The 22,528-nt window shown below is 52.2% G+C and carries 19 protein-coding genes and 1 pseudogene; 13 read left to right on the top strand and 7 right to left on the bottom strand.

The annotated features are described in order from the left end of the window. Positions 1 to 74 precede the first annotated feature (74 nt). Positions 75 to 503, top strand: a complete 429-nt coding sequence (locus tag AXA67_01055) for a transposase (protein KXJ40769.1) — start codon at positions 75 to 77, stop codon at positions 501 to 503. A gap of 348 nt (positions 504 to 851) precedes the next feature. Here AXA67_01055 and AXA67_01050 read toward each other — a convergent pair whose 3' ends face one another. Further along, entirely contained in the window at positions 852 to 1,955 is a 1,104-nt protein-coding gene (locus tag AXA67_01050) for a radical SAM protein (GenBank protein KXJ40768.1), read from the bottom strand. Positions 1,956 to 2,298: 343 nt separating this feature from the next. Between AXA67_01050 and AXA67_01045 the strand changes: the two are divergent. From AXA67_01045 to AXA67_01015, 7 genes and pseudogenes are all read left to right on the top strand, one after another. Continuing rightward, a pseudogene (locus AXA67_01045) lies at positions 2,299 to 3,336 on the top strand (phytoene synthase). Positions 3,337 to 3,438: 102 nt separating this feature from the next. Beyond that, on the top strand, positions 3,439 to 5,397 hold the full coding sequence (locus AXA67_01040) for a squalene--hopene cyclase (protein KXJ40767.1): 1,959 nt from the start codon (positions 3,439 to 3,441) through the stop codon (positions 5,395 to 5,397). Further along, complete coding sequence (locus AXA67_01035) at positions 5,391 to 6,101, top strand: hypothetical protein (GenBank protein ID KXJ40766.1); 711 nt, start codon at positions 5,391 to 5,393, stop codon at positions 6,099 to 6,101. Before AXA67_01040 ends, AXA67_01035 begins: the two co-directional genes overlap by 7 nt. Next, positions 6,098 to 8,734: a hypothetical protein gene (locus AXA67_01030; GenBank protein KXJ40765.1), complete on the top strand. Its 2,637-nt coding sequence runs from the start codon at positions 6,098 to 6,100 to the stop codon at positions 8,732 to 8,734. The genes AXA67_01035 and AXA67_01030 overlap by 4 nt, the downstream gene beginning before the upstream one ends. 4 nt (positions 8,735 to 8,738) lie before the next feature. Continuing rightward, a complete protein-coding gene (locus AXA67_01025; GenBank protein KXJ40764.1) occupies positions 8,739 to 10,130 on the top strand; it encodes an aminotransferase in 1,392 nt (463 codons plus the stop codon). Positions 10,131 to 10,332: 202 nt separating this feature from the next. Beyond that, on the top strand, positions 10,333 to 10,689 hold the full coding sequence (locus AXA67_01020) for a hypothetical protein (GenBank protein KXJ40763.1): 357 nt from the start codon (positions 10,333 to 10,335) through the stop codon (positions 10,687 to 10,689). A gap of 5 nt (positions 10,690 to 10,694) precedes the next feature. Further along, positions 10,695 to 12,317 carry a copper resistance protein gene (locus tag AXA67_01015; GenBank protein KXJ40762.1) on the top strand — a complete coding sequence of 541 codons (1,623 nt, stop codon included), beginning with the start codon at positions 10,695 to 10,697 and terminating at the stop codon, positions 12,315 to 12,317. A gap of 386 nt (positions 12,318 to 12,703) precedes the next feature. On the opposite strand, the gene AXA67_01010 is transcribed toward AXA67_01015, so the two are convergent. Next, positions 12,704 to 13,531 (bottom strand): hypothetical protein, encoded by an 828-nt coding sequence (locus AXA67_01010; GenBank protein ID KXJ40761.1) that lies wholly within the window; start codon positions 13,529 to 13,531, stop codon positions 12,704 to 12,706. A 219-nt stretch (positions 13,532 to 13,750) separates the two neighbouring features. On the opposite strand from AXA67_01010, the gene AXA67_01005 reads away from it, so the two are divergent. Continuing rightward, positions 13,751 to 14,314, top strand: a complete 564-nt coding sequence (locus AXA67_01005; GenBank protein KXJ40760.1) for a hypothetical protein — start codon at positions 13,751 to 13,753, stop codon at positions 14,312 to 14,314. A gap of 344 nt (positions 14,315 to 14,658) precedes the next feature. On the opposite strand, the gene AXA67_01000 is transcribed toward AXA67_01005, so the two are convergent. Both AXA67_01000 and AXA67_00995 read right to left on the bottom strand, forming a co-directional pair. After that, positions 14,659 to 15,063 (bottom strand): hypothetical protein, encoded by a 405-nt coding sequence (locus tag AXA67_01000; GenBank protein KXJ40759.1) that lies wholly within the window; start codon positions 15,061 to 15,063, stop codon positions 14,659 to 14,661. Positions 15,064 to 15,067: 4 nt separating this feature from the next. Beyond that, on the bottom strand, positions 15,068 to 16,081 hold the full coding sequence (locus AXA67_00995; protein ID KXJ40758.1) for a tryptophan--tRNA ligase: 1,014 nt from the start codon (positions 16,079 to 16,081) through the stop codon (positions 15,068 to 15,070). 58 nt (positions 16,082 to 16,139) lie between these two features. Here AXA67_00995 and AXA67_00990 point away from each other — a divergent pair, with 58 nt between their 5' ends. From AXA67_00990 to AXA67_00980, 3 genes are read left to right on the top strand one after another with little or no spacing between them, the layout of a single operon-like run. Continuing rightward, on the top strand, positions 16,140 to 18,017 hold the full coding sequence (locus tag AXA67_00990) for an arginine decarboxylase (GenBank protein KXJ40757.1): 1,878 nt from the start codon (positions 16,140 to 16,142) through the stop codon (positions 18,015 to 18,017). A gap of 4 nt (positions 18,018 to 18,021) precedes the next feature. After that, positions 18,022 to 18,879 carry an oxidoreductase gene (locus AXA67_00985; GenBank protein ID KXJ40756.1) on the top strand — a complete coding sequence of 286 codons (858 nt, stop codon included), beginning with the start codon at positions 18,022 to 18,024 and terminating at the stop codon, positions 18,877 to 18,879. Further along, positions 18,876 to 20,009 (top strand): hypothetical protein, encoded by a 1,134-nt coding sequence (locus AXA67_00980; protein ID KXJ40755.1) that lies wholly within the window; start codon positions 18,876 to 18,878, stop codon positions 20,007 to 20,009. The genes AXA67_00985 and AXA67_00980 overlap by 4 nt, the downstream gene beginning before the upstream one ends. Before the next feature lie 38 nt (positions 20,010 to 20,047). On the opposite strand, the gene AXA67_00975 is transcribed toward AXA67_00980, so the two are convergent. Continuing rightward, entirely contained in the window at positions 20,048 to 20,359 is a 312-nt protein-coding gene (locus AXA67_00975) for a hypothetical protein (GenBank protein KXJ40754.1), read from the bottom strand. Next, on the bottom strand, positions 20,356 to 20,574 hold the full coding sequence (locus AXA67_00970; GenBank protein KXJ40753.1) for a hypothetical protein: 219 nt from the start codon (positions 20,572 to 20,574) through the stop codon (positions 20,356 to 20,358). Before AXA67_00970 ends, AXA67_00975 begins: the two co-directional genes overlap by 4 nt. 171 nt (positions 20,575 to 20,745) lie before the next feature. Here AXA67_00970 and AXA67_00965 point away from each other — a divergent pair, with 171 nt between their 5' ends. Continuing rightward, entirely contained in the window at positions 20,746 to 21,162 is a 417-nt protein-coding gene (locus tag AXA67_00965; protein ID KXJ40752.1) for a hypothetical protein, read from the top strand. A gap of 35 nt (positions 21,163 to 21,197) precedes the next feature. Here AXA67_00965 and rimO read toward each other — a convergent pair whose 3' ends face one another. Further along, positions 21,198 to 22,517 (bottom strand): ribosomal protein S12 methylthiotransferase RimO, encoded by a 1,320-nt coding sequence (gene rimO, locus AXA67_00960; GenBank protein KXJ40775.1) that lies wholly within the window; start codon positions 22,515 to 22,517, stop codon positions 21,198 to 21,200. Positions 22,518 to 22,528 lie beyond the last annotated feature (11 nt).

The following is a 22,528-nucleotide window of genomic DNA, read 5'->3' as shown; positions in this document are numbered from 1 at the left end:
TTTAAAGTCCCCGATAGGGGATCCGTAAATCCCACGCCTTTAGGCGGCAGGGATGGGGTGGTAAGCTTGACGCCATGCAGAATTACAAGCACGGCGGCCATACGATATGGGATTGCAAGTACCACTTGGTCTGGGTGACGAAGTACCGTTATCCGATTTTGGGAGGTGATGTTGGGTTGCGCTGCCGAGAATTGCTTCGAGAGATAGCGCGTAGCAAGGAGATGATCATCTATGCGGGTTCGATCAACCGGGATCATGTGCATATACTGATAGGCATCCCGCCCAATTTGTCGGTATCGAAAGCAGTGCAATTTCTCAAGGGGAAAAGTTCACACAAATTATTGGCAGAGTTTTCTTCGCTGAGGAAGAGATACTGGGGGCAACATTTGTGGGCCAGAGGATACTGGGTAGCTTCCAGTGGTAACGTGACGGACGAAGTCTGGAAGGAGTACATAAAGAATCAGAAGCCGGATGAACCCGATGATGATTTCAGTGTGCTGTAAATTGCCTTTAGGCGAAATGACCGGCTTTCAGCCGTAACCCGAAGCCACCGGCTTTTAGCCGGTGGAGTATTCACAGGAAATATTATGACGATTGGATATTGCTGAGTATTCGGGTCTTTCTTGCGTGGATGCTGGTAACTTGGATGGCCGCCATCAAACCTCCAGGGGCAGGCCGAACCGAAAAGTCCAGTGGACTTTAGCAGTAGGTCGAGTGCCCGGATAGGGATATCCGGGCAGGAACTTCGCGCAGAACAGGAAGATGTCGCGTAAAAGATCCCGCGTCGCCCCACGGCAGGAAAACCGGAATACATTGACAATGGCATCGAGCCAATAGGAAAAACCGAAGAATTATTTCATAGCCTCCGCGGGTTCGGAAATCCGGGTTTCTTCTGTTTCTTCGTACATATGAACCGGCTCTGGCGCCATCGGTCCCTCGGTGCGGGGGCCGAATAATGATACCCAGGCGGCTTGCAGCGGATGCGCCAGGGTATCTTCCACCGCAGTGGGTTCATAGCCACAATGGGCCATGCAGTTGGCACACTTGGGGTTTTTCGAGGTGCCGTATTTTTCCCACGGCGTTTCTTCCATCAGCGCCTGAAAAGACGGCGCATACCCTTCGTCGGAAAGGAAATAACAAGGTTTCTGCCAGCCGAAAACGTTACGGGTGGGATTGCCCCAAGGGGTGCAGGCGTATGCCCGGTTGCCCGCCAAAAAATCCAGATAAAAGGCAGAATGGTTCAAGCGCCATTTTTTGGCCTTGCTTTTGCCCAGCTTGAACAATCGGCGGAACAATTCCTTAGTATCGGAATTGCGGATAAAAACATCTTGCCTCGGCGCGCGCTCATATTGAAAGCCGGGGGAAATGGTCACCGCCTCGACCCCTAAATCGGTGCAAAAATCCAGGAATTGGGCAATTTCCTCCGCGCTTTCTCCTTGGAAAAGGGTACAGTTCACCGTTACCCGGAACCCTTTTCCCAAAGCCTCACGAATGGCGTCCACCGCCCGCTCAAATACACCTTCCTGACATACCGATGCGTCATGCCGTTCCTTCAAACCATCCAAGTGAACGGAAAAAGTCAAATAAGGAGAAGGGGTGTAATCCTTCATGCGTTTCTTCAGCAACAAGGCATTGGTGCATAGATAGACGAACTTCTTGCGGCTGACGATACCCCGAACAATTTCAGGCATTTCTTTGTGCAATAAAGGCTCCCCTCCCGGAATGGAAACCACTGGCGCGCCGCACTCATCCACCGCTTGCAGGCATTCCTCCACACTCAGCCTTTGCTTGAGAATATCGTCGGGATGATCAATCTTGCCGCAACCGGCACAGGCCAAATTACATTGAAACAAGGGCTCCAACATCAACACCAAGGGATAACGCGTAACCCCTTTGATTTTCTGGGTGAGTAAATATCGGCCAATGGCGATTTTTTGACGCAACGGAATGCTCATGACGCCTTCTCCTATTATCTCTTCGGCTAAATGTGAAGGGCTCCGATCTCTCGATATCGCCCCAAAATACTTGAGTATTTAACTATGTTTTGCCCGCAAAAGAAACTCCAGCGGAGGTAATCCCACCCTCGGTGGAAATAATTTGTTGCCAGGCAACCACAATTTAAGTGGCTAAATTACTATAAATCTGATGCCTTAGTTTAACGATTTTAGACATAAATACAACATTCCTTGACCGTTTTGGCAAAATCTATAAAATGCTTGGGATGTTGGGAGAAACGCTGCGCCTGAATTTCATTGGAAATAATTTACATTCCAGATCCTGCGTTGGGAGGCATCTGCGATGAGCAGTCCTTCATCCACAAAGCTGGAAAATCTGGATGCACTGTCAGACGATGCATTCCAAGCTCAGTTACTGGAAGGCGTCTCCCGCACCTTCGCCTTGACCATCCCCCAGCTACCGAGCCCGGTATGCCAAGTGGTTTCCAACGGCTATTTGCTGTGCCGGATAGTCGATACCATTGAGGACGAGGCTACCCTAGACCACGCCACCAAACGCCAATTTTGCGAACAGTTCATTCTGGTGACCCAGGGAAAAGCAGACCCGCTTGAATTTTCCAGGGCGCTGTCACCTCTGCTGTCCGACCAGACCCTGCCCGCAGAGCATGAACTTATCCGTCAGGTTCCAAGGGTAATCGCCATTACCCACAGCTTCCCGTCGGCCGACCGCAAGGCGCTGGTCAAGTGCATTGATATCATGAGCGAGGGCATGGCTTATTATCAGGATCAAGATCTCCATGCCGGCCTGAAAAATCTGGCGGAGATGAACCGCTATTGCTATTTCGTTGCCGGGGTAGTCGGGGAGATGCTGACCCGGGTCTTTTGCAATTATTCCCCGGTTATCGCCAGGCACCGGGACAGGATGATGACGCTAGCGGTTTCCTTCGGTCAAGGACTGCAAATGACCAATATTCTCAAAGATATTTGGAGCGATAAACAAAGAGACGTTTGCTGGCTGCCCCAGGATATTTTTTCTGCCCACGGTTTTGATTTAAATGACCTGGCACCAGGCCACCAAGACCCGCGTTTCGTTGAGGGTTTGACTCAATTGATTGCCATCGCCCACGGCCATCTTCGCAACGCATTGGAATACACCCTTTTGATTCCCGAGTATGAAACCGGGCTGCGGGATTTCTGCCTTTGGGCCCTTGGCATGGCGGTTTTGACCTTGAAAAAAATTCACCAGAACCCTTATTTCAGCGCATCGGATGCAGTCAAAATATCGCGCCGCAGCGTAAAAGCGACGGTCTTGACCACCCGTCTGTGCCACCGCAGCGATGCTCTGCTTAAAGGACTCTTTCATTTGGCCAGCCTGGGGCTGCCAGGTCCTGCAAAAGCAGAATTACTGGATCTTAGCACGGCAACGATGACCCCTATTCCTGAATAAACCAGTGAAAACACAATCGAACAAGAGGCCTATCTCATGACTCAACCAACCGTTCTGGAAAAGCCCTTTCCCTCCGAGGCACTAGCTCCGACCGAGTTGGATCGCGCCATTGCGAGGGCCAGTGAAGCGCTCATTGAATTGCAGCACCCGGAAGGCTATTGGGTGTTTGAGTTGGAAGCGGACTGCACCATCCCTTCTGAATATATCCTGATGATGCACCACATGGATGAAGTGGATGAAATCCTCCAGGCCAAATTGGCCAATTATATCCGCGCCCGCCAGAAAGAGGATGGAAGCTGGCCTTTATATACCGATGGGCACGGGGATATCAGTTGTACCGTAAAAGCCTACTATGCTCTGAAACTGGCGGGAGACTCCCCTAACGCGCCCCACATGGAGAAAGCCCGCCAGTTCGTCCTGAGCAAAGGCGGCGCCGCCCGGGCCAATGTCTTCACCCGGTTGATGCTGGCCATGTTTCAACAAATTCCCTGGCGCGGCGTTCCCTTTATCCCAGCGGAAATCATGTTCCTGCCCAGATGGTTTCCGTTTCATTTGAGTAAGGTTTCCTATTGGTCGAGAACGGTGATGGTGCCGTTATTTATTCTCTGCACCCTTAAAGTCAAAGCCAGGAACCCCAAGGGAATCGATATTCGGGAATTATTCACCGTCCCCCCGGAAGAAGAAAAGAATTATTTCGCTTCCGTCAAACATCCCATTGGTAAGTTTGTCGCCTTCCTGGAACGGATCGGACGGCGGATGGAACCTTTGATTCCTTTTCATATCCGCCAACGGGCGCTGGAAAAAGCCCTGGATTGGACCCTGGAACGGCTCAACGGCGAAGACGGCATCGGCGGCATCTTCCCGGCCATGGTCAATGCTTACGAAGCCATGGACGCCATGGGCATTCCTCCCGAGGACCCCAGGCGGCAATCCGCCAAGCGGGCGCTTCAGCGACTATTGGTCCATAGAGATCACGAAACCTACGCCCAACCTTGTTTCTCTCCGGTATGGGATACGGGCCTGGCAACCTTGGCGTTATGGGAATGCGCGCAAAAAGAAGATAAGTCAGAGATCAATAAGGCTATCAATAAAGCGCTTGATTGGCTGGTCACCAAGCAACTACGCGATGAACCGGGCGACTGGCGCTTTTACCGGCCTCATCTGGAAGGTGGCGGCTGGGCGTTTCAATTCAACAATGCCTATTACCCCGATGTGGATGATACCGCTGCGGTAGCCTGCAGCATGCTCAAAAGCGAGCGCCGGGATCACCACGAATCGGCGATGCGGGCCGCGCGCTGGATTGCCGGCATGCAATCGAAAAACGGCGGTTATGGCGCTTTTGATCCGGATAATACTTATTATTATCTCAATCATATTCCTTTTGCCGATCACGGCGCGTTGCTGGACCCGCCAGAAGTGGATGTCAGCGCCCGCTGCGCCATGCTCCTGACTGAACTCGCCGATGAAACCCCGTACTTTGCGCAAGTCGTGGATCGCTGCCTGGATTACCTCTGGAAAGAACAGGAAGAAGACGGCAGTTGGTTTGGGCGCTGGGGCACCAATTACATTTACGGCACCTGGTCGGTGTTGATAGCCATGGAGCGTTGCGGGGTGCCATCAGACGATCCCCGCATCCAAAAGGCGGTCTTCTGGCTGAAGAGCATCCAACGGGAAGACGGCGGCTGGGGTGAGAGTAACGATAGCTATGAAGACAGAAACGATCCGTCCATTCGCGGACGCTTCCATGCCAGCATGGCCTGCCATACGGCGTGGGCGCTATTAGGCTTGATGGCCGCCGGAGAGACCGAAAGCGGGGCAGTCAAACGCGGCATCGACTACCTTCTCCGCACCCAACAGGAGGATGGCCTGTGGAAGGATAGATATTTTAATGCGCCCGGTTTCCCGAGGGTTTTCTACTTAAAATATTACGGTTACGATAAATTCTTTCCCCTGTGGGCATTGGCACGCTACCGCAATAGTACGGAGCTGTGCTAGGCATTATCGTTCCCTTACCCGCGGAATGCCGGTCTCTCTGCCGCCATAAGGTCAGAATTGGCGATGCCTTATCCCTGGCGCCTGGTATTTCTGTCCGAATTTCGGGAATGGGGCCTCAGCGGGCAGTAGCTGCGGCCCAAGCTTTAAAGGATGAAGGCGCCAACGCCATTCTTAATTGGGGATGCGCCGCCGCGCTGAAGGATGCGCTGCAGCCAGGGCAATTGTTATTGCCCGAGAAGCTCATCACCACGGAAGGCAAAACCGTGGCAGTCGATGGGAATTGGCGGGCGCGTATTCAAGACATTCTGACTGATGCTTTTTCCATCCTATCCCAGCCCCTGACCGCCAGTAATGACATCGTTGCCACACCGGCATCCAAGCAGAGTTTGCAGGCAGCCACCGGCGCTATCGCCGTGGATATGGAAAGCGCTGCGCTTGCCTGCTGGGCAGAAGAACAGAATATTCCTTTCGTTACCTTGAGAGCCGTTGCCGATCATGCCAACAGCGGCATTCCCGAGGCGGTTTTGATGGCAACGGATGACAGCGGAGGAATTGCTGTATCCTGCTTATTAAGACACTTACTCCGGCATCCCACCCAGATTTTTGACCTACTGTCATTGGGCCATCAATTTTCCAAAGCCCGGGCCTCTCTAGCCAGCGCGGGGGGGAGATTACTGCCCCACAACTTTTGTTTGCCATCATGATTTCTACTTTTCTTCGCCCTTTACTCAATCTCTCCCGCTGGGCTATCAGCCATCCGGTTTGGATGATGGTGCTGCTGACCTTGGGCGCCGGGTTGAGTACTTATTACGCGGCGACGCATTTAGTCGTGGATACGGATACCACCAAGATGCTGGATCCCAACTTGCCTTTTATGAAGAAGCGCCGGCAATTGGAGCGGATCTTCCCCCAAGACAAAGATGCGATTCTGCTGGTCGTGGAATCCCCCGTCGCCGAAGTGAGCGAAGAAGCCGCCCGCCGCCTAAAAAAGTTATTGGCGCCACATAAAGATGTGTTCCGTTCAATTTATCTTCCAACCACCCATCCTTTTTTTGATAGGTACGGGTTGCTCTATCTTGAAACCGATGATTTGCAAAATCTGGTCAACGATTTGGCTCAGGCGCAGCCGTTTATTGCCCAGCTTTATAACGAATTAAGCCTGCGCAGCCTCCTTTCATTATTGTCCAAGGCGTTCCGTTTCGAGGAACAGTTGCCAGTTTCCCTGGACCCTGTCGCCAACCGCATTGCCAGCGCTTTCGAAGCCACCCTGGAAAACCGGCCCTACTTGCTTTCCTGGCAGGAACTGCTGTTTGAACCCGAACGCGCCGTGGGTTTCACCCAGCACTTTGTGATTATTTCCCCAATCCTGGATCATTCCTTGATGCTGCCCGCGGAAAAGGCAATTACCACTTTGAAAAGTGTCATCAAAGAAGTCAGCACTATTGATGGCATCCCTGTACAAGTCAAAATGACCGGCGAACCGGTTTTGGAATACGAAGAACTACTTAGTATTACCCGGGGGACCGAAATTGCTGGACTCGCCTCTTTGGCACTTGTCCTGCTTGCTCTGCTGTTTGGTTTCCGATCATGGAAATTGGCGCTTGCCACCTTGATCACTTTGGCATTGGGCCTTGCCTATTCGATAGGCTTTGCGGCCCTGGCGGTGGGTTCACTCAATCTTATCTCCATGGCTTTTGCTGTCCTCTATATAGGCATGGGCGTGGATTATGCGACCCATCTGGCACTCCGCTACCGGGAATACCGGCTTGAAGACCATTCACCCAAAGAAGCATTGCTGCATAGCCTGCGCACCGTCTCGCCTTCTTTGTTTCTATGCGCGGTGACAACCGCCCTGGCCCTGTATGCCTTCATTCCCACCCCTTATAAGGGCATTTCGGAGCTGGGTATCATTGCGGGCACCAGTATGTTCATCGTGGTCTTTGTCACCCTGGCCGCCATGCCTGCATTGATCACCCTGCTGCCGTTGAAACCCACCGCTAGCTGGAAAAATCCCCGCACCTTATTTCTGCCCGAATCTGTTGCAATGTTTCCCTACCGCCATGATCTATCCTTGCGGCGTGCAACCTTTTTCCTGGCCCTGATTTCACTGGGGCTGTTGTGCGGCATAGAAGTCGATTTCAATCCTGTCAATCTTCGCGATCCCAACAGCGAATCGGTGCAAACCTTCAAGGAGCTGCTACGCACCAAAGAGACCTCTCCCATGTTCTTGACCGCCCTGGGAGAAGGGGAAGCGGAAACCCGGATACTGGAAAACCGCTTTGAACAACTGACAACCGTTGAAGCCGCGGTTTCTGTTTTTGATCTGATTCCTCAAGATCAAGAAGACAAATTAATGCTTATCGATGAAATGGCGCTGATCTTGGGGCCCCAATTGGAGCAACCCCTGACCCTTCAGAAGGGCAAAACCTCCTTGACCGATCTCAAGACATTTCTAAAAAAACTACAACAAACTTCAACCACGGCATTAACCGAGGAAACAGCAACCCGCCTGGAAACCGCACTCAAGCAATTGATTGAGCAATGTCAGGCTCTGCCCCAAAAACAGTGCCAAACCCGCATTAACCATCTGGAATTTACCATTCTTGGCACCTTTCCCAAGGTCATGGAAAAAATGCGCCAGGGTCTTGAAGCCGGGCCCATTGGGGTGGAAGACCTTCCCGAAGATATACGCGCCCGCTGGGTGAGCGAACACGACATTTATCGTATCGATGTTTTGCCAGCCCAGGATATGAACATACTGGGTAACGTGCGTGAATTTGTCCGGGAAGTGCGCCAAGCCTATCCTGATATCACGGGACTTCCCGTGATTTATATTGAGTCCATGCGGGTAATCATTGGATCATTCACCCAAGCATTCGCTACCGCGATTATTCTGATAACCGTGTTGCTACTGGCTATCTTGCGGAATACCCGGGAAACCTTCCAGGTATTGCTGCCATTGATTATGGCCACCGTAATCACCGGCGCTGTCACGGCTATCATTCACCTGCCCTTCAATTACGCCAATATCATTGTGCTGCCGCTGTTGTTCGGCCTTGGCGTGGACAATGGCATCCACATGGTTCACCGGATGCGGCAATTGCCACCCCAGCGTTCCATCTTGACAACCAGCACCTCGCGGGGCATCTTCTTCAGTGCCCTGACAACGATGTTTAGCTTTATGAGCCTGGCATTTATTTCCCACGCCGGCATTGCCAGTATGGGGAAGCTACTCGGGATAGGGTTATTCATCTCCCTGGTGTGTACCTTTTTCATTCTCCCGGCCTTTGCCAGTGCTACCGATGAATCCATCAAACCTTTGGACGAAAAACACTAAAGCCATGACATTTTCCATTAGCGAACTTTTAAATACCCGGCGCGGGGATAATTTCTCCCTCCATGAACAACACCTCAATAACCAGATGGTGCGAGTGCTGAAAACCATCGGTTATGACCGGGTTTATACCAAGGCCCAAGGCCAGTATTTATACGATGACCAGGGGCAGGAATATCTGGATCTTTTGAGTGGTTTTGGCGTGTTCGCGCTGGGGCGCAATCACCCAACCGTAAAATCCGCCCTGCGGGAAGTCTTGGAAGCTGATTTGCCGGATTTGGTGCAAATGGACGTGTCTTTGCTCAGCGGTCTGTTGGCGGAGAAGCTGGTCGAGGTCACCCCCGAGCCTTTAACCCGTCTGTTTTTCTGCAACTCCGGGGCGGAAGCGGTGGAAGCGGCCATCAAATTCGCCCGCTATACCACAGGCCGCAGCCGTATTCTCCACTGTGAGCATGCCTTTCATGGGCTAACCCTGGGCGCCTTGTCCCTGAATGGCGAAGCAATCTTCCGCCAAGGTTTCGGACCGTTGCTCCCCGATTGTCACGCCATCCCTTTCAATGATTTGGAAGCCCTGGAACAAGCCCTGCAAGAAAAAGAAACCGCGGCATTTATTGTCGAGCCCATCCAGGGCAAAGGGGTTAACCTGCCCGACGATCATTACTTGGCGGAAGCAGCCCGTCTCTGTCACCGCTACGGGGCACTTTTCGTCGCCGATGAAATCCAAACCGGGTTGGGGCGAACCGGCAAACTTTGGGCCATCGACCACTGGCAGGTGGAACCCGACATGCTACTGATGGCCAAAGCCCTCTCAGGCGGCTTCATCCCCGTGGGTGCGGTGGCCATGACCAGTAAAATCATGGACAAGGTTTTTAACCGCATGGACCGGGCCGTGGTCCACGGTTCCACCTTCTCCAAAAACAATATGGCCATGGCGGCGGGACTGGCCACGCTGACAGTGATTGAGGAAGAAAATCTCACCGAGAACGCCGCCCGCCAGGGTGAAGCACTGACAGAAGGTTTGAATCAATTGGTGGAAAAATACGAATTCTTCCAGGAAGTACGGGGCAAAGGCTTGATGTTGGCCATGGAATTTGGCAAACCCAAGAGCCTCAAACTCAAAACCGCCTGGAATCTGTTGGAAACAGCCAACAAGGGGCTGTTTAGCCAGATGATAACGATTCCCCTGTTTAAACGTCACCGTATTCTCAGCCAGGTGGCGGGGCACGGGATGAATGTGGTCAAATTTCTGCCCCCTTTGATAATCACCGATAAAGACACTAGGTGGATTGTCTCTGCCATGGACGAGGTTTTGGCGGACTGCCACCAAATTCCCGGCGCCATCTGGGATCTGGGGAAGACTCTGGCAGGTCACGCCATCAAAGCAAAAAAATCTGCATGAAACCTAAATTCTGCAAGTGTTTCGGCATTCGGCTGCCAAATCAAGCCTTTATGCGGCGTTGGCGGCACCAATTTTATGCTCGAAGTAGCGCTGCCACGCCTGCGCAAAAATTGGCTTGCCGCCTTGCCTAAAGCCTTGCTTGACAGCCTCGGTGCTCGAATCACTTGCAAAATTTAGGTAAAAATACAAAGAGGAAACTGTTATGCATATCAAATCCCTTGTTTTTTTAGTGGTTTTAAGCCTTGCATTGGGATCCCGGGCTTATGCCCATGCCGTTATTACCCATACGACCCTGCAAAAAACCCCTCCTGCGGCTCATCAACCAGCACAAGTTTCTCTTTTTTTCAATTCAGATATCGAAACGTCCCTTTCCACCATTGAGCTGGTTTCCAAGGGGGACCTAAAACAACCTGTTCAATTCCGGCTCGGCCAGAAACGGGGGGAAATCCTGGTTGAATTGCCTCCTCTGCCTCCAGGAGAATACGCCCTTCAATATAAGGTTTTCGCCGCCGACGGTCATTTGACCGAAGATATCATACGGTTTTCGATCAAGGAGTAAGCTGCATGGAGGGAATCGCCAATTTTCTCGACGATTTGATGGGAGGCTTTGAACTTATCAGCTTCTCACTTGCATTGGGCGCCTTGATCTGGAGTCGAATTCTTCTTAAGCCCCTGTTGGCTCCCGGCCAGGCATCAGTCCTGCGCACCAGTTTGCGATGGCTTTATCTTGGCGCCTTCGCCTTGGCCGCCAGCCATGGCATAGAATTGCTTGCCAAAGCCTGGGTACTGAAAGAAACCTTGGGGCATTTGCCAGTGGAGGCTTATATCAGTACCACCCAATTCAGAGCAGGACTCCTGCGCATGTTGCTGGCCCTGGGTTTGGGAATCGCCGGATGGATACAAAGCCGGAAACCAACGGAAGATTCGCAAAACTGGACCTTCATCTGGATGCTCATGGCCTTGATCACCCTGACCGGAGCCTGGTTGACCCATGGTGTCGGCCGATTTGAAAACCGGGCGATGTTGATGTTTTTCACCATCATTCATCAAATTGCCGGCGCTATTTGGTTTGGCGGCGTGGTTCAACTGGTATTGTTTTGGCGGACAATCCGTCATGACCCGGCTTTAAAGGCTCTATGGCCAAAAGTCATCCGTCAATTTTCATTCCTGGGAGCATCGGCGGTCGCCACACTATTGGTGACTGGGATCATGCTGGCCTGGCACTATGTGGACAACCTGACGGCCCTGATTGGCACTGGTTACGGCAGCCTGTTATTGACGAAAGTCGTCCTGCTGGGATTGGCACTCGCTCTGGCGCGAGTCAATTATTTGGCCGGCAAACGCTCAGAACAGAGACAAAATGATCCGGCAATCTACCGGACGATTCCCCATGTCATTGAAGCGGAATCCTTTGTTCTTGTCAGCCTTTTATTCGTTGCCGCCACCCTGTCCAGTCAGCCGCCGGCGGTCGATATTCCACATTTGACGGCAGCACCTTCTGAAGTCTGGCACATGTTCAGCCCCAAGGTTCCCACATTGGCATCTCCCACCCATGAGGAGCTGTTGATTGGCGAGGCCCAACGCGCCACTATTGTCGGCAAAGAGGCGCCCATCGCCGCCTCTAAGTGGTCTAATTTCAATCACAATGTGTCAGGCGTATTTTTAACCGTGATGGCGCTCATTGCAGTCATCGGTTATTTCCATCATGCCCCATGGACCCGCTACTGGCCGGCGGGATTTATCGGCCTGGGGATATTCCTGTTTTTCCGTTCCGATGCCCAAGCCTGGCCGCTGGGACCTTTGGGCTTTTGGGAGAGTACTTTCGGTGACGGGGAAATCCTTCAACACCGGCTAGCGACACTACTCGCATTGGTTCTGGGAGGGCTGGAAATCCGCGCCCGCACAAATCCTGCCGCCAGTCACCTGCGCTATATGTTTCCAGTATTATGCGCTTTTGGGGGAATACTGCTGCTTACCCATTCCCATGCGGGGTTCGAATTGAAAACGGAATATTTGATTCAATCCACCCACACGGTGATGGGGCTTCTAGCCGTCATCATGGCCGCTTTCCGATGGCTGGAATTAAAATTGACTGGGCCTGCTTCCCGCTGGTCTGGCCTGATCTCCATGAGCGCCATGGGCTTGATCGGGTTGATTTTGATGTTTTATGACGAACCGTTTTATTGACCGGCAAAGCCCGACAAAACTTGATTTTATGTTTTTTGCATGAGTTGAGAGTTCAAAAATGGAACCGTCTGACCCAAAACGTAGATGCCATATTCCCCATGCCTGGATTCCCACTTTTGCGGGAATGACGGTTAGGTTAGGAACCGCTAACTCAAGGTCTTAATCCTTCCCGTCATTCCGGGCAAACTCCCGCGAGAGCGGGAGAAAGACCCGGAATCCGGAAACAGGCTTAGAAAATCCCACGATGGCATGTTTATTCACGATTACTCTTTTCCATCAATAAAGCGTTCAACGTTCCCCTTCTCTGGAATGAGTTTTGTCAGGCAGTCAGCCAGTTAAACTTATGGGTAGAAACCGGAAATTCCTATTTCACTCTCTATCTACAACTACCCCTTATTTTCCGGTTTATTTTTCCCCTTGGCGTAATTGGCAATCTTCTCATCCAGTTTTGCCAAGAGACCATCGAAACCCTTTTTGCCTAAAATTTCGGTAAATTGACTCCGCTTCAAGGCCAAATCACTGACGCCATCGTAACGAACATCAATGATTTTCCAGGAATCTCCGGTCTTGCGAAGAATATAGACAAAATTCACATTTTCATCGTCCGGCACTTCGAGTATGGATTTCACCACCCGGAATCGGCCCCGAAAGGGTTCTTCCCCCAAGATTTTGAACTGCTCCCCTGAATAATCATTGAACTGGGAAGCATAAGCGGCGATACCATATTGCGTCAGCTTTTCGATGAAATTCTTTTTTTGCTCCGGGACAAGAGAATCCCAGTGTTTGCCCAAAACATATTTTGAAATCGCCTTAAAGTCATAGACCTCCCTGACGACCGGCTCCAGTAATTCGTACCTTCCCTGATAACCCAATTCCTTCGCCCGCTTCATCACTTCCAGCAGGGAATTATTTAATTTCTCCACGACCGGGGTTGCTTGCGCCTTTAAAGTGGACGCATCTTCCGCCTCCTTTTGCCCGGCAGTCTGACCGTTGATTTTATTACTCGTTTCCTGGCCAGCTTTTTCAGGTGTTGTTTGTTGCTGAGCGGCTTGGTTTTCCTGCTGGCCAGAAACTTGACCCTTTTCGTCAGCGACTTTGGTTTCTGTCCGGGTTATTTCCGCCGCGGGATTTTGCACTTCTGTCACAGGTAGTTCAGCCATTACCCAAACAGGTAAAATAGCGCTGCCAAGCAAAGCAATCAGTATCAATTTCATTCCAAGCTCCCTTGTGTTATTCCATTTAAACGAATACCGACTATTTTACTGCAAGGCGGCAAGGAAAAATTGTTTGTCTGTTTTTTTGACAGAGCCACGTCATTTAAGCACATAAAGGATTGATTGCCGGGGCAGGTGGTCTGCCCCGGCTTGAATAAATGGCGGAGCCCTGTTTTTTGACGAGCCGGAATTATTCACAAGGCATTTAATCCATTCTTTATGAACAATTATTCCCACATCGTCGGTTTTGATGACGCCCCATTTGCCAAAAATCATCGCGGTGATGTTTTGATCGTTGGCGCTGTTTTTACCGCAGCACGCCTCGATGGTCTGCTTTGCGGCAAGGTCCGGCGGGATGGCGCCAATGGGACAGATCGGATCATTCGTTTGCTGGAAGCCTCGCGATTTTTGGATCATCTACAAATCATCATGTTACAAGGCATCGCCTTAGCGGGCTTCAATGTAATTGATATTCATCGGCTCTACCGGACATTGAACCTGCCTGTACTGGTCATTTGCCGCAAAGCGCCTGATTTCGAGGCCATCAGAAATGCGTTATTGACGAAAGTCCCAGGGGGAAAGCGCAAATGGCGGTTAATTGAACAGGCGGGGCCAATGGAAAAATTAGCGGACGTTTATGTACAAAAGGTAGGTATAGAAACCGCAAATGCAGCCCATGTAATCCAGCAAAGCGCTATTCACAGCACCATTCCCGAACCTTTGCGCACCGCGCACATCATCGCCCGGGACATCACCGCCAGCGGCAGCCGGCAACGGGTTTAGATAGCCCAAACTCATCGCCTAACTTTGAAAGACAAAGCTGCATGGGAAAAATTCCGCGGAAATTATTCCCTACAAAGGAACAATAAATTGAATTATATGGTCATTGTAAATATATAAAAAAACATTATCATTATTACCAGATGATTATGTTGATGGGAAATCAACCAAAGGAGTTTGAACCATGATTACAGCGTTGGAAGCAGTCTTACTTGCAGCAATTTTAGGGACGGTGGTTTTTTCAGTTCGGTTCTGCGTTAAGAACTACCGTAAAGAAGCGACTAAATAATTTAACGTCCCTAATTCTCCTCCTCTTTAGCGTTAAACCTCCTTTCCATTACTTGACGCTATTTTTGACCCGCTTCACGCGGGTCTTTTTTTGCCTGCCCGGACTCGATTTTCCGCACCAGCTTGGCAAGATACTGATCCTGCAACAGCAGATTGCCTTCTCTCAGCTCGCCCAAACGCTGGGTCAGCAATAGCCAGCGGGAACGAATGGATGGGGGGATTTCGTCTTCCGTACAGTCATGTAAAAGCTGGGCGATATCGCTTATCTCACGGCGCAATTGCACTTCCTCCGGTACATAACCGGCATTTTTAAGAATCCGGTAAACCATGCGCAAGCTGGGGGCTACGGTTGCCATATCTGGCTCTTCCGGCAACGGCTTGCCCGCGCCAGGCAAATGATCAAACTCCCCCTTGGCCATGGCTTCTTCAATTCGCTTTTCGGCCAATCTTTCCCAAAACAGCATAACCTCAACCCAAAGGCGCAATCCCCACCGCTTCGCGGATCTCGCGCATAAACGGCACTGCCACTTCCCGGGCCTTGGCGGCTCCTTGCTTGAGTTTGGCTTCGATTTCCGCCGGATGCTGAATCAGTTCCTCGTAACGTTGCCTGGCTTCTTGAAAATGCGCATTCAAATATTCAAATAAAAATTGCTTCATCTCCCCCCAGGCGATGCCTTCGTGATAACGCTTGCGCAGTGATTCTACTTCCTCCGGCGAGGCAAAGGCCTGAAAAATACTGAATAAAGTACAAGTTTCTGGATCCTTGGGTTCGCCGGGCTCCAGGGAATTGGTTTTGATTTTCATAATCAGCTTGCGCAGGCGCTTTTCCGGGGCAAAGATGGGAATGGTATTGTTATAGCTTTTACTCATCTTGCGTCCGTCCAGCCCCAGCAAGACAGCGGTTTCCTCCTGCACCACCGCCTCCGGAAGGACAAAATGCCCGCCATAAATATGGTTGAAGCGGGCGGCGATATCGCGGGCCATTTCAATATGCTGGATTTGGTCTTTACCCACCGGAATTTTCTTGGCCTTAAACAGCAAGATATCCGCCGCCATGAGGATGGGATAACAAAACAGCCCTATGGTGATGCCCTTGTCCGGGTCTTTTTCGCCCTTCTCAATGTTCTCGGCCACCGCCGCCTTATAGGCATGGGCGCGGTTCATCAGGCCCTTGGCCGTGACGCAACTGATGATCCAGGTCAGCTCGGTGATCTCCGGCACATCCGATTGCCGGTAAAACACGGCGTTGTCCGTATCCAGCCCCAACGCCAGCCAGGTGGCGGCAATTTCCAAGGTGGATTGTTTAATCCGCTCGGGCTCCTGGCATTTAATCAAGGCATGGTAGTCCGCCAGAAAATAGAAGGGCCAGACATGCTCATTCTTGCTGGCTTCAATGGCGGGCCGAATGGCACCCACATAATTTCCCAAGTGCGGGGTGCCCGTGGTGGTGATCCCGGTCAAAACGATTTCTTTACTCATAATAGCCTCATCATTGTGCGCCGCTTATTATAATATGGACTTTTTATACGTGCCCGCTTCTATGTCCTGGACCCGCCACGACGCTTATCAAACCTATGCGATTCCCCATTGGGGCGACGGCTATTTTGCCATTTCCGGGCAAGGCCATTTGATTGCCCATCCCCGCCGTCACCCTGACTTGGGAGAAGTGGATTTGATCGAAGTGGTGCAACAAATAAAGCAAGAAGGCTTGGCGCTGCCGGTTCTGGTCCGCTTTACCGATATTCTCCACGACCGGGTAATGCATTTATCGGAAGCCTTTGCAAAAGCCAGGAACGATTATCACTATCAAGGAGAATACACGCCCGTCTATCCCATCAAAGTCAATCAGCAACGCAGCGTGGTGGAAGCCATTCTTCACAGCCCCGTCCCCAGAATCGGACTGGAAGCGGGGAGCAAGCCGGAACTGTTGGCGCTGCTGGCTTTGGCGCCCAAACCTGCCACGATTATCTGTAATGGCTACAAAGACGCCGCCTATATTCGCTTGGCGCTCATCGGCCAGCGGCTGGGGTTGAATGTTTTTATCGTGGTGGAAAAACTGTCTGAACTGAATCTGATTCTCCAACAGGCCGAAACCCTGCAAATTCCGCCGCAACTGGGCATACGCATCCGCCTGACATCGGTCACCAGCGGCAAATGGCAAAACAGCGGCGGAGAGAAAGCCAAATTCGGCCTGATGCCCGCCGATGCGCTTTCCATGGTTCAACTTTTGAAGGGCCAGGGGCATCTGGATTGGCTCCAGCTCATGCATTTTCATGTGGGCTCCCAAGTCACCGACATCAACGCCCTAAAAATTGCCCTGCGCGAGGCGGGGCGCTATTACACGGAACTTCGGCAACTGGGCGCTCCCATCCACATGGTGGATGCCGGCGGCGGGCTTGGCGTGGATTATGAAGGCACCCATTCCGATAGTTTCTGCTCCATCAACTATTCATTGGAAGAATACGCCCACAGCATTGTGCGCGCATTCTCCGAAGCGTGCGCGGAAACCGGTCAACCCCATCCTGGCATCATTACCGAATCCGGCCGCGCCCTCACCGCTCACCATGCGGTATTGATTACCCATGTCATCGAGGTGGAGCAAGCCGTCGCCGATCCCCCGGCCAGTGAATCAACCCCCTCTCCCATTCTGTCCGATTTACGCAGGGCCCTGGAACGTCTCGATAAAGACGGCTTATTGAGCACCTTTCACGACGCCCAGTTTGATTTGCGCGAAGCCCGCGCCATGTTCTCCCAGGGAAAATTGTCTTTGTCCCAACTGGCGGAAGCCGAATGTCTCAACACCGTCATTTGCCAGCAAGTCCGCAGCCGCCTTGATATTCGCCTGCGCGCCCACCGGGAACTGCTGGATGAACTCAACGACCGGCTCGCGGACAAGATTTTCTGTAATTTCTCGCTGTTTCAATCCATGCCCGACGCCTGGGCCATCAACCAGATTTTCCCGGTGCTTCCCTTGCAACGGTTAAATCAACGTCCAACCCGACGCGGCAGGATCATGGATCTCACCTGTGATTCCGATGGTAGCCTGCAACATTATGTGGACCATCAAAGTATCGAATCCACCTTGCCCATCCACGACATTGAACCTGGCGAGGAATATCTGATCGGTTTTTTCATGGTGGGGGCATATCAAGAAATTCTCGGCGATATGCACAATCTGTTTGGCGATACCCACTCGGTCAATGTGACATTGGACGGCGACGGCGACTGGCGGCTGACCGAACCCCGGCGCGGCGACCACGCCGCCGACCTGCTGCGCTATGTCCATTTATCACCGGAAAACCTGCAACAGCATTATCGGAAAAAACTGGCGGAAGCGGACTTGCCCGGCAATCAGCGCAAGGCTTTCGAAAATGAATTAATCTCGGCCCTCAATGGTTACACCTATTTGGAGGAATAACCGCATGACCATCACCGCCGGCATGATCGGACTGGGCGCCATGGGCGCGCCCATGGCCCATAACCTTGCCAAACAGGGATTACTCACCAGCGTCTGGAACCGGACCAGCAACAAGGCGGAAAGCCTGGCGGCAGCCTTGAACATCCAAGCCGCGGAATCCCCGGAGGCACTGGCCAAAAGTTGCAATATCATCGCCATTTGTGTTTCCCGCGACCAAGACGTTCTGGAAGTTATTGAGATACTACTGCCTGGACTGCAACCCGGCGCCGTAGTCATCGACCATTCCACCGTGAGCATAGAAACGGCCCGTGAAGCGGCGGAAAAAGTCAAAACCCAAGGCGCCGACTTTCTCGATGCCCCCGTTTCCGGCGGCGTCGAAGGTGCCCGGGCCGGCACCCTTTCGGTCATGGTCGGCGGTTCCAGGCAAGCGCTGGATAAAGCCATGCCAGCCCTCCAGGCCATCGGCCAACGGATTGAGCACATGGGGGATGTGGGCAGCGGCCAGGCCACCAAAGTCGTCAACCAGATTCTATGTGCCGGGATCAACCAGGCCGTGACCGAAGCCTTGGCTTTTGGCATGACCTTGGGGCTGGATATGGACAAAGTCATTGATGTGGTCTCAGGCGGCGCGGCTGGCAATTGGTTCCTGGAAAAACGCGGGCCCACCATGATCCGCCACCGGTTCGAGCCGGGCTTCAAGCTCGCCCTGCATCACAAGGATTTAAAGATCTGCCAACAGATGGCGGAACAGGCCGGGATACCGCTTCCGCTTGCCCTGCAAACGCTGAAAGATTACCAGCGGCTGATGGATCAAGGTTTTGGCGAGGAAGACATTTCGGCCTTGTTCCGGCTGAAAAAATGAATGGCCGGTTTCGCCATTTCCAGGCAGGTTACCTTGCTTCGTTATGGACGCCCGGCTGGTCGTTGGGCTTTCTCCTCACCGGCCCGCACCTGTGGTGGCAGAGTTTGTTGTGGATTATGCCCATGGCGTTGCCGGTTCTGTTGGACTACTTCAATGTTGAAACCACCAATATAAACGCTGAAACTACTGGTAATCGCGGTTTTTCCCTGCTGCTGATTTTGCTTGCTCTATTATTCGTTACCAATACCCTCTTGCTGCTTTTCCTAGCCCGGCAATGGCAGTGGGATACACCTTCATCCCTGGCTAATACCCTGGCGGACTTATTGGCGGTCAAGTTTCTGCTCGGAAGCAATGCCACCCTTTCAGGCATCCTGGTGGCCCATGAAATGATTCATCGAAAACAGTCCTTATGGCGGGGGTTGGGACGATTGCTGCTGGTTTTGTGTTGTTACGAGCACTTTTATACCGAACACCTGCGCGGCCATCATTACCGGGTGGGCAAGCCCGACGATCCCGCAACCGCCCGTTTTGGCGAAACCTATGACGCTTATTGGCGGCGCACGCTTTCAGGGCAATTCAAGAGTGCCTGGTTGCTGGAAAATCAGCAGCTACAGCTCAACACACTTTTCAGCAGCAAATATTTTCAGTACCGGGTACTACAGGGGTGTGTGATGGAAGTCTTGCTGCTGCTCAGTATTGCCATTTTTTTTGGAGGCGCTGCTTTGCTGGCGTTTGGAGTGCAAACGTGGATGGCCATCCGTAATCTGGAAGCGGTCAATTACATTCAGCATTGGGGGCTTTGCCGCTCTGGAACCAAGCCCGGCCCGCATGACGCCTGGCATACCAATGCCTGGTGCTCCCATTTCATGCTCCTCAACCTGGCGCGCCACGCCCACCATCACTGCCAACCCCAGGTGCCTTACCATCAATTAAAGCATATCCCAGGCGGACCGCATCTGCCTTATGGCTATTTTGCCTTGATGTTTTTGATTGCTTACCGGAATTCCCATTTTCAAAAACTCGTGACGGAAGAATTACGGCGTTTAAAGCTTGGACCCTTTGCGGAAGAAAAACCTATGCCAGATTACAAAAGAAATTGTCAGCGGCTTTACAAAAGAGAAGGTGCTTAACTAACGGCATAAGACATTTGTGTTTACTGGAGCTTTATTTACTGCTCGTTATTGTCTGCCCGAAGCTGGTCTTTGATCCATTCAGGGTTTCTACGGTTATCAAGAACAGCAAAGACAAGCACATTTCCATTCTCAATCCGGTAATAAATCGAATAGGGAAAACGTTTGGCCAAAAGGCGATGGTATTTGCCAAAGTGAATCGCATGCACTCCAGCATAAATTTGCAAAGAATCGATATCAGCCATCAGCGAGTTGAGAAAATAATCACCGAGACCTTCGGACTGACCCTCATAAAAGTGGTAGCCTGAGAGTAATTGTTGTTCGGCAGTCGAGGAAAGCTTGATTCTCATGCAAGGGAATTACGAATTCTGCGTTTTACCTTCTCCCAGTCATCAAAACTTTCCTCCCCTTGTTCAATTGCATCTTCCAAGGCCTCCAGTAGTATGCCATGCCATGCCGGTGGCTCCAGCTCATCCGCATGTTGGCAAAGGTCCTCCCAAATAACCTCCATCACCTGAAGTTTTTCTTCGATGGTCATTTTTTCCAGTGGCAGTGAAATGGTCATGCTTGTTCCTCCAGGTAATTTTGAACCGCCAATAGACGTGAATGAACACAAAAATGATTTTTACCCTGCGGCAAATTTTCTTTTGTAACCAAGCTGCGAGAGAAGTTGCTGTTATTCCCCCAGAAATTTGCGCTGGGCTGAAACCATCCGTATGCTAACAGTTATGGAAATATGGTACCGCAAAAGTCAAAACTGAACGAAGAAACCCTGAGAATCCTTCAGCGCATTCTGGCAACATATCCGGAAATCCGCTTGGCGCTGGTGTTCGGTTCACTGGCTGAGGGCAAAGGACGGCCGGAAAGCGATCTTGACCTGGCGGTGGATGCCGGCAGCCCCCTGCTTCCCAAGGAACGTTTCGCACTGGTGGATAGTCTGGCTGAGGCACTTGGACGCCCTGTGGATCTGATTGACCTCCATCGAACCAGACCCGGCCTGCTGGGACAAATTTTGCGCACCGGGGTTCGCATCAAGGGAACTGCCGCGGACCAAGCCTACTGGATGACACGCTGCGTCGTGGATTCCGAGGATTTCCTTCCTGGCCTGAGAGCCCTTCTGGCACAACGAAGGAAACGGTGGATCGGTGGCTGATTGAGCGTAAATTGGTGTCGTCATTTCCTTATCTATTACTCAACACACAGACCCCAAAGATCATGAGCATCTGAATCAATGATTTCCACCGTGACAAATTGCCCTTCCCGCATGCCGTTTGCATCTTCTAAATTGACGACCCCGTCTATTTCCGGCGCATCGCCACGGGTTCTGGCGATGGCGCCTTCTTCGGTGACGGCGTCGATGATGACTTTCTCCCTGCGGCCGATTTTCTCTTTTAACCGGGCAGCGCTGATTTCGGCCTGCACTGCCATTAATCTTTCCAGCCGTTCTTCCTTGACTTCATCCGCCACCGGATCTGGCAAATGATTGGCCGCCACCCCTGCCACCGGCGAATATTTGAAAGCGCCGACCCGGTCGAACCGCACTTCCCGCAGGAAATCCAGCAAGGTTTCGAATTCTTCCTCTGTCTCTCCAGGAAAGCCCACGATAAACGTACTGCGTAAAGTCAGTTCGGGGCAAATCCGCCGCCAGGCGCGAATTCGCTCCAGCGTGTTGACCGAATTGGCGGGGCGTTTCATTAGCTTTAGGATTCGGGGGCTGGCGTGTTGCAGGGGAATGTCCAGATAGGGAAGGATCTTCCCTTCCGCCATCAGCGGTATGATTTCATCCACGTGGGGATAGGGATAGACATAGTGCATCCGCACCCAGACGCCAAGTTCGCCCAATCCTTTCGCCAGGTCGGTTAGATGGGTGCGCCAGGAACGGTCGCGCCAGCGGTCTGGTCGATAGCGGATATCCACGCCATAAGCGCTGGTGTCCTGGGCGATGACCAACAGCTCTCTCACCCCGGCCAGGACCAGCTTCTCCGCCTCCCGCAGCACCTCTCCGATGGGCCGGCTGACCAGATCTCCGCGCATGGAAGGGATGATGCAAAAGCTGCAGCGATGATTGCAGCCCTCGGAGATTTTCAGATAGGCGTAATGGCGCGGCGTGAGCTTGATTCCCTGGGGCGGCACCAGGCTGGTATAGGGATCGTGGGCTGGGGGCAAGTGCTGATGCACTGCGTTCATCACCCCTTCGTAATCGTGGGCGCCGGTGATGTCCAGCACCTTGGGGAAACGCTGCCGGATCGTGTCCGATCTTTCCCCCAGGCAGCCGGTGACGATGACCTTGCCGTTTTCATCCAGCGCCTCGCCGATGGCTTCCAGGGATTCCGCCACCGCTTCCTCGATAAAGCCGCAGGTATTGACCACCACCAAATCCGCCTCGTCATAACTGGGCACCAGTTGATAGCCTTCCGCCCACAGCCGGGTCATGATCCGCTCGCTATCCACCAGCGCCTTGGGACAACCCAGGCTGACAAAGCCAATGCGGGAAGCGGAATGGTTGATTGATTCTTCGG

It is taken from the genome of Methylothermaceae bacteria B42, assembly GCA_001566965.1.
Taxonomy (GTDB): domain Bacteria; phylum Pseudomonadota; class Gammaproteobacteria; order Methylococcales; family Methylothermaceae; genus Methylohalobius.
Note: the sequence above shows the minus strand (reverse complement) of the source record. Positions and strands in the feature narration are given on the sequence as shown.

Excerpts from the sequence above, each read along its gene's own strand:
- AXA67_01040 (KXJ40767.1), top strand. The coding sequence starts at position 3,439 with ATGACTCAACCAACCGTTCTGGAAAAGCCCTTTCCCTCCGAGGCACTA.
- AXA67_00965 (KXJ40752.1), top strand. The coding sequence starts at position 20,746 with ATGGTACCGCAAAAGTCAAAACTGAACGAAGAAACCCTGAGAATCCTT.
- AXA67_01010 (KXJ40761.1), bottom strand. The coding sequence starts at position 13,531 with ATGAAATTGATACTGATTGCTTTGCTTGGCAGCGCTATTTTACCTGTT.
- AXA67_01015 (KXJ40762.1), top strand. The coding sequence starts at position 10,695 with ATGGAGGGAATCGCCAATTTTCTCGACGATTTGATGGGAGGCTTTGAA.
- AXA67_00975 (KXJ40754.1), bottom strand. The coding sequence starts at position 20,359 with ATGAGAATCAAGCTTTCCTCGACTGCCGAACAACAATTACTCTCAGGC.
- AXA67_01000 (KXJ40759.1), bottom strand. The coding sequence starts at position 15,063 with ATGCTGTTTTGGGAAAGATTGGCCGAAAAGCGAATTGAAGAAGCCATG.
- AXA67_01005 (KXJ40760.1), top strand. The coding sequence starts at position 13,751 with ATGAACAATTATTCCCACATCGTCGGTTTTGATGACGCCCCATTTGCC.
- AXA67_01025 (KXJ40764.1), top strand. The coding sequence starts at position 8,739 with ATGACATTTTCCATTAGCGAACTTTTAAATACCCGGCGCGGGGATAAT.
- AXA67_00990 (KXJ40757.1), top strand. The coding sequence starts at position 16,140 with ATGTCCTGGACCCGCCACGACGCTTATCAAACCTATGCGATTCCCCAT.
- AXA67_00985 (KXJ40756.1), top strand. The coding sequence starts at position 18,022 with ATGACCATCACCGCCGGCATGATCGGACTGGGCGCCATGGGCGCGCCC.
- AXA67_01050 (KXJ40768.1), bottom strand. The coding sequence starts at position 1,955 with ATGAGCATTCCGTTGCGTCAAAAAATCGCCATTGGCCGATATTTACTC.
- AXA67_01020 (KXJ40763.1), top strand. The coding sequence starts at position 10,333 with ATGCATATCAAATCCCTTGTTTTTTTAGTGGTTTTAAGCCTTGCATTG.
- AXA67_00970 (KXJ40753.1), bottom strand. The coding sequence starts at position 20,574 with ATGACCATTTCACTGCCACTGGAAAAAATGACCATCGAAGAAAAACTT.
- AXA67_01030 (KXJ40765.1), top strand. The coding sequence starts at position 6,098 with ATGATTTCTACTTTTCTTCGCCCTTTACTCAATCTCTCCCGCTGGGCT.
- AXA67_01055 (KXJ40769.1), top strand. The coding sequence starts at position 75 with ATGCAGAATTACAAGCACGGCGGCCATACGATATGGGATTGCAAGTAC.
- AXA67_00980 (KXJ40755.1), top strand. The coding sequence starts at position 18,876 with ATGAATGGCCGGTTTCGCCATTTCCAGGCAGGTTACCTTGCTTCGTTA.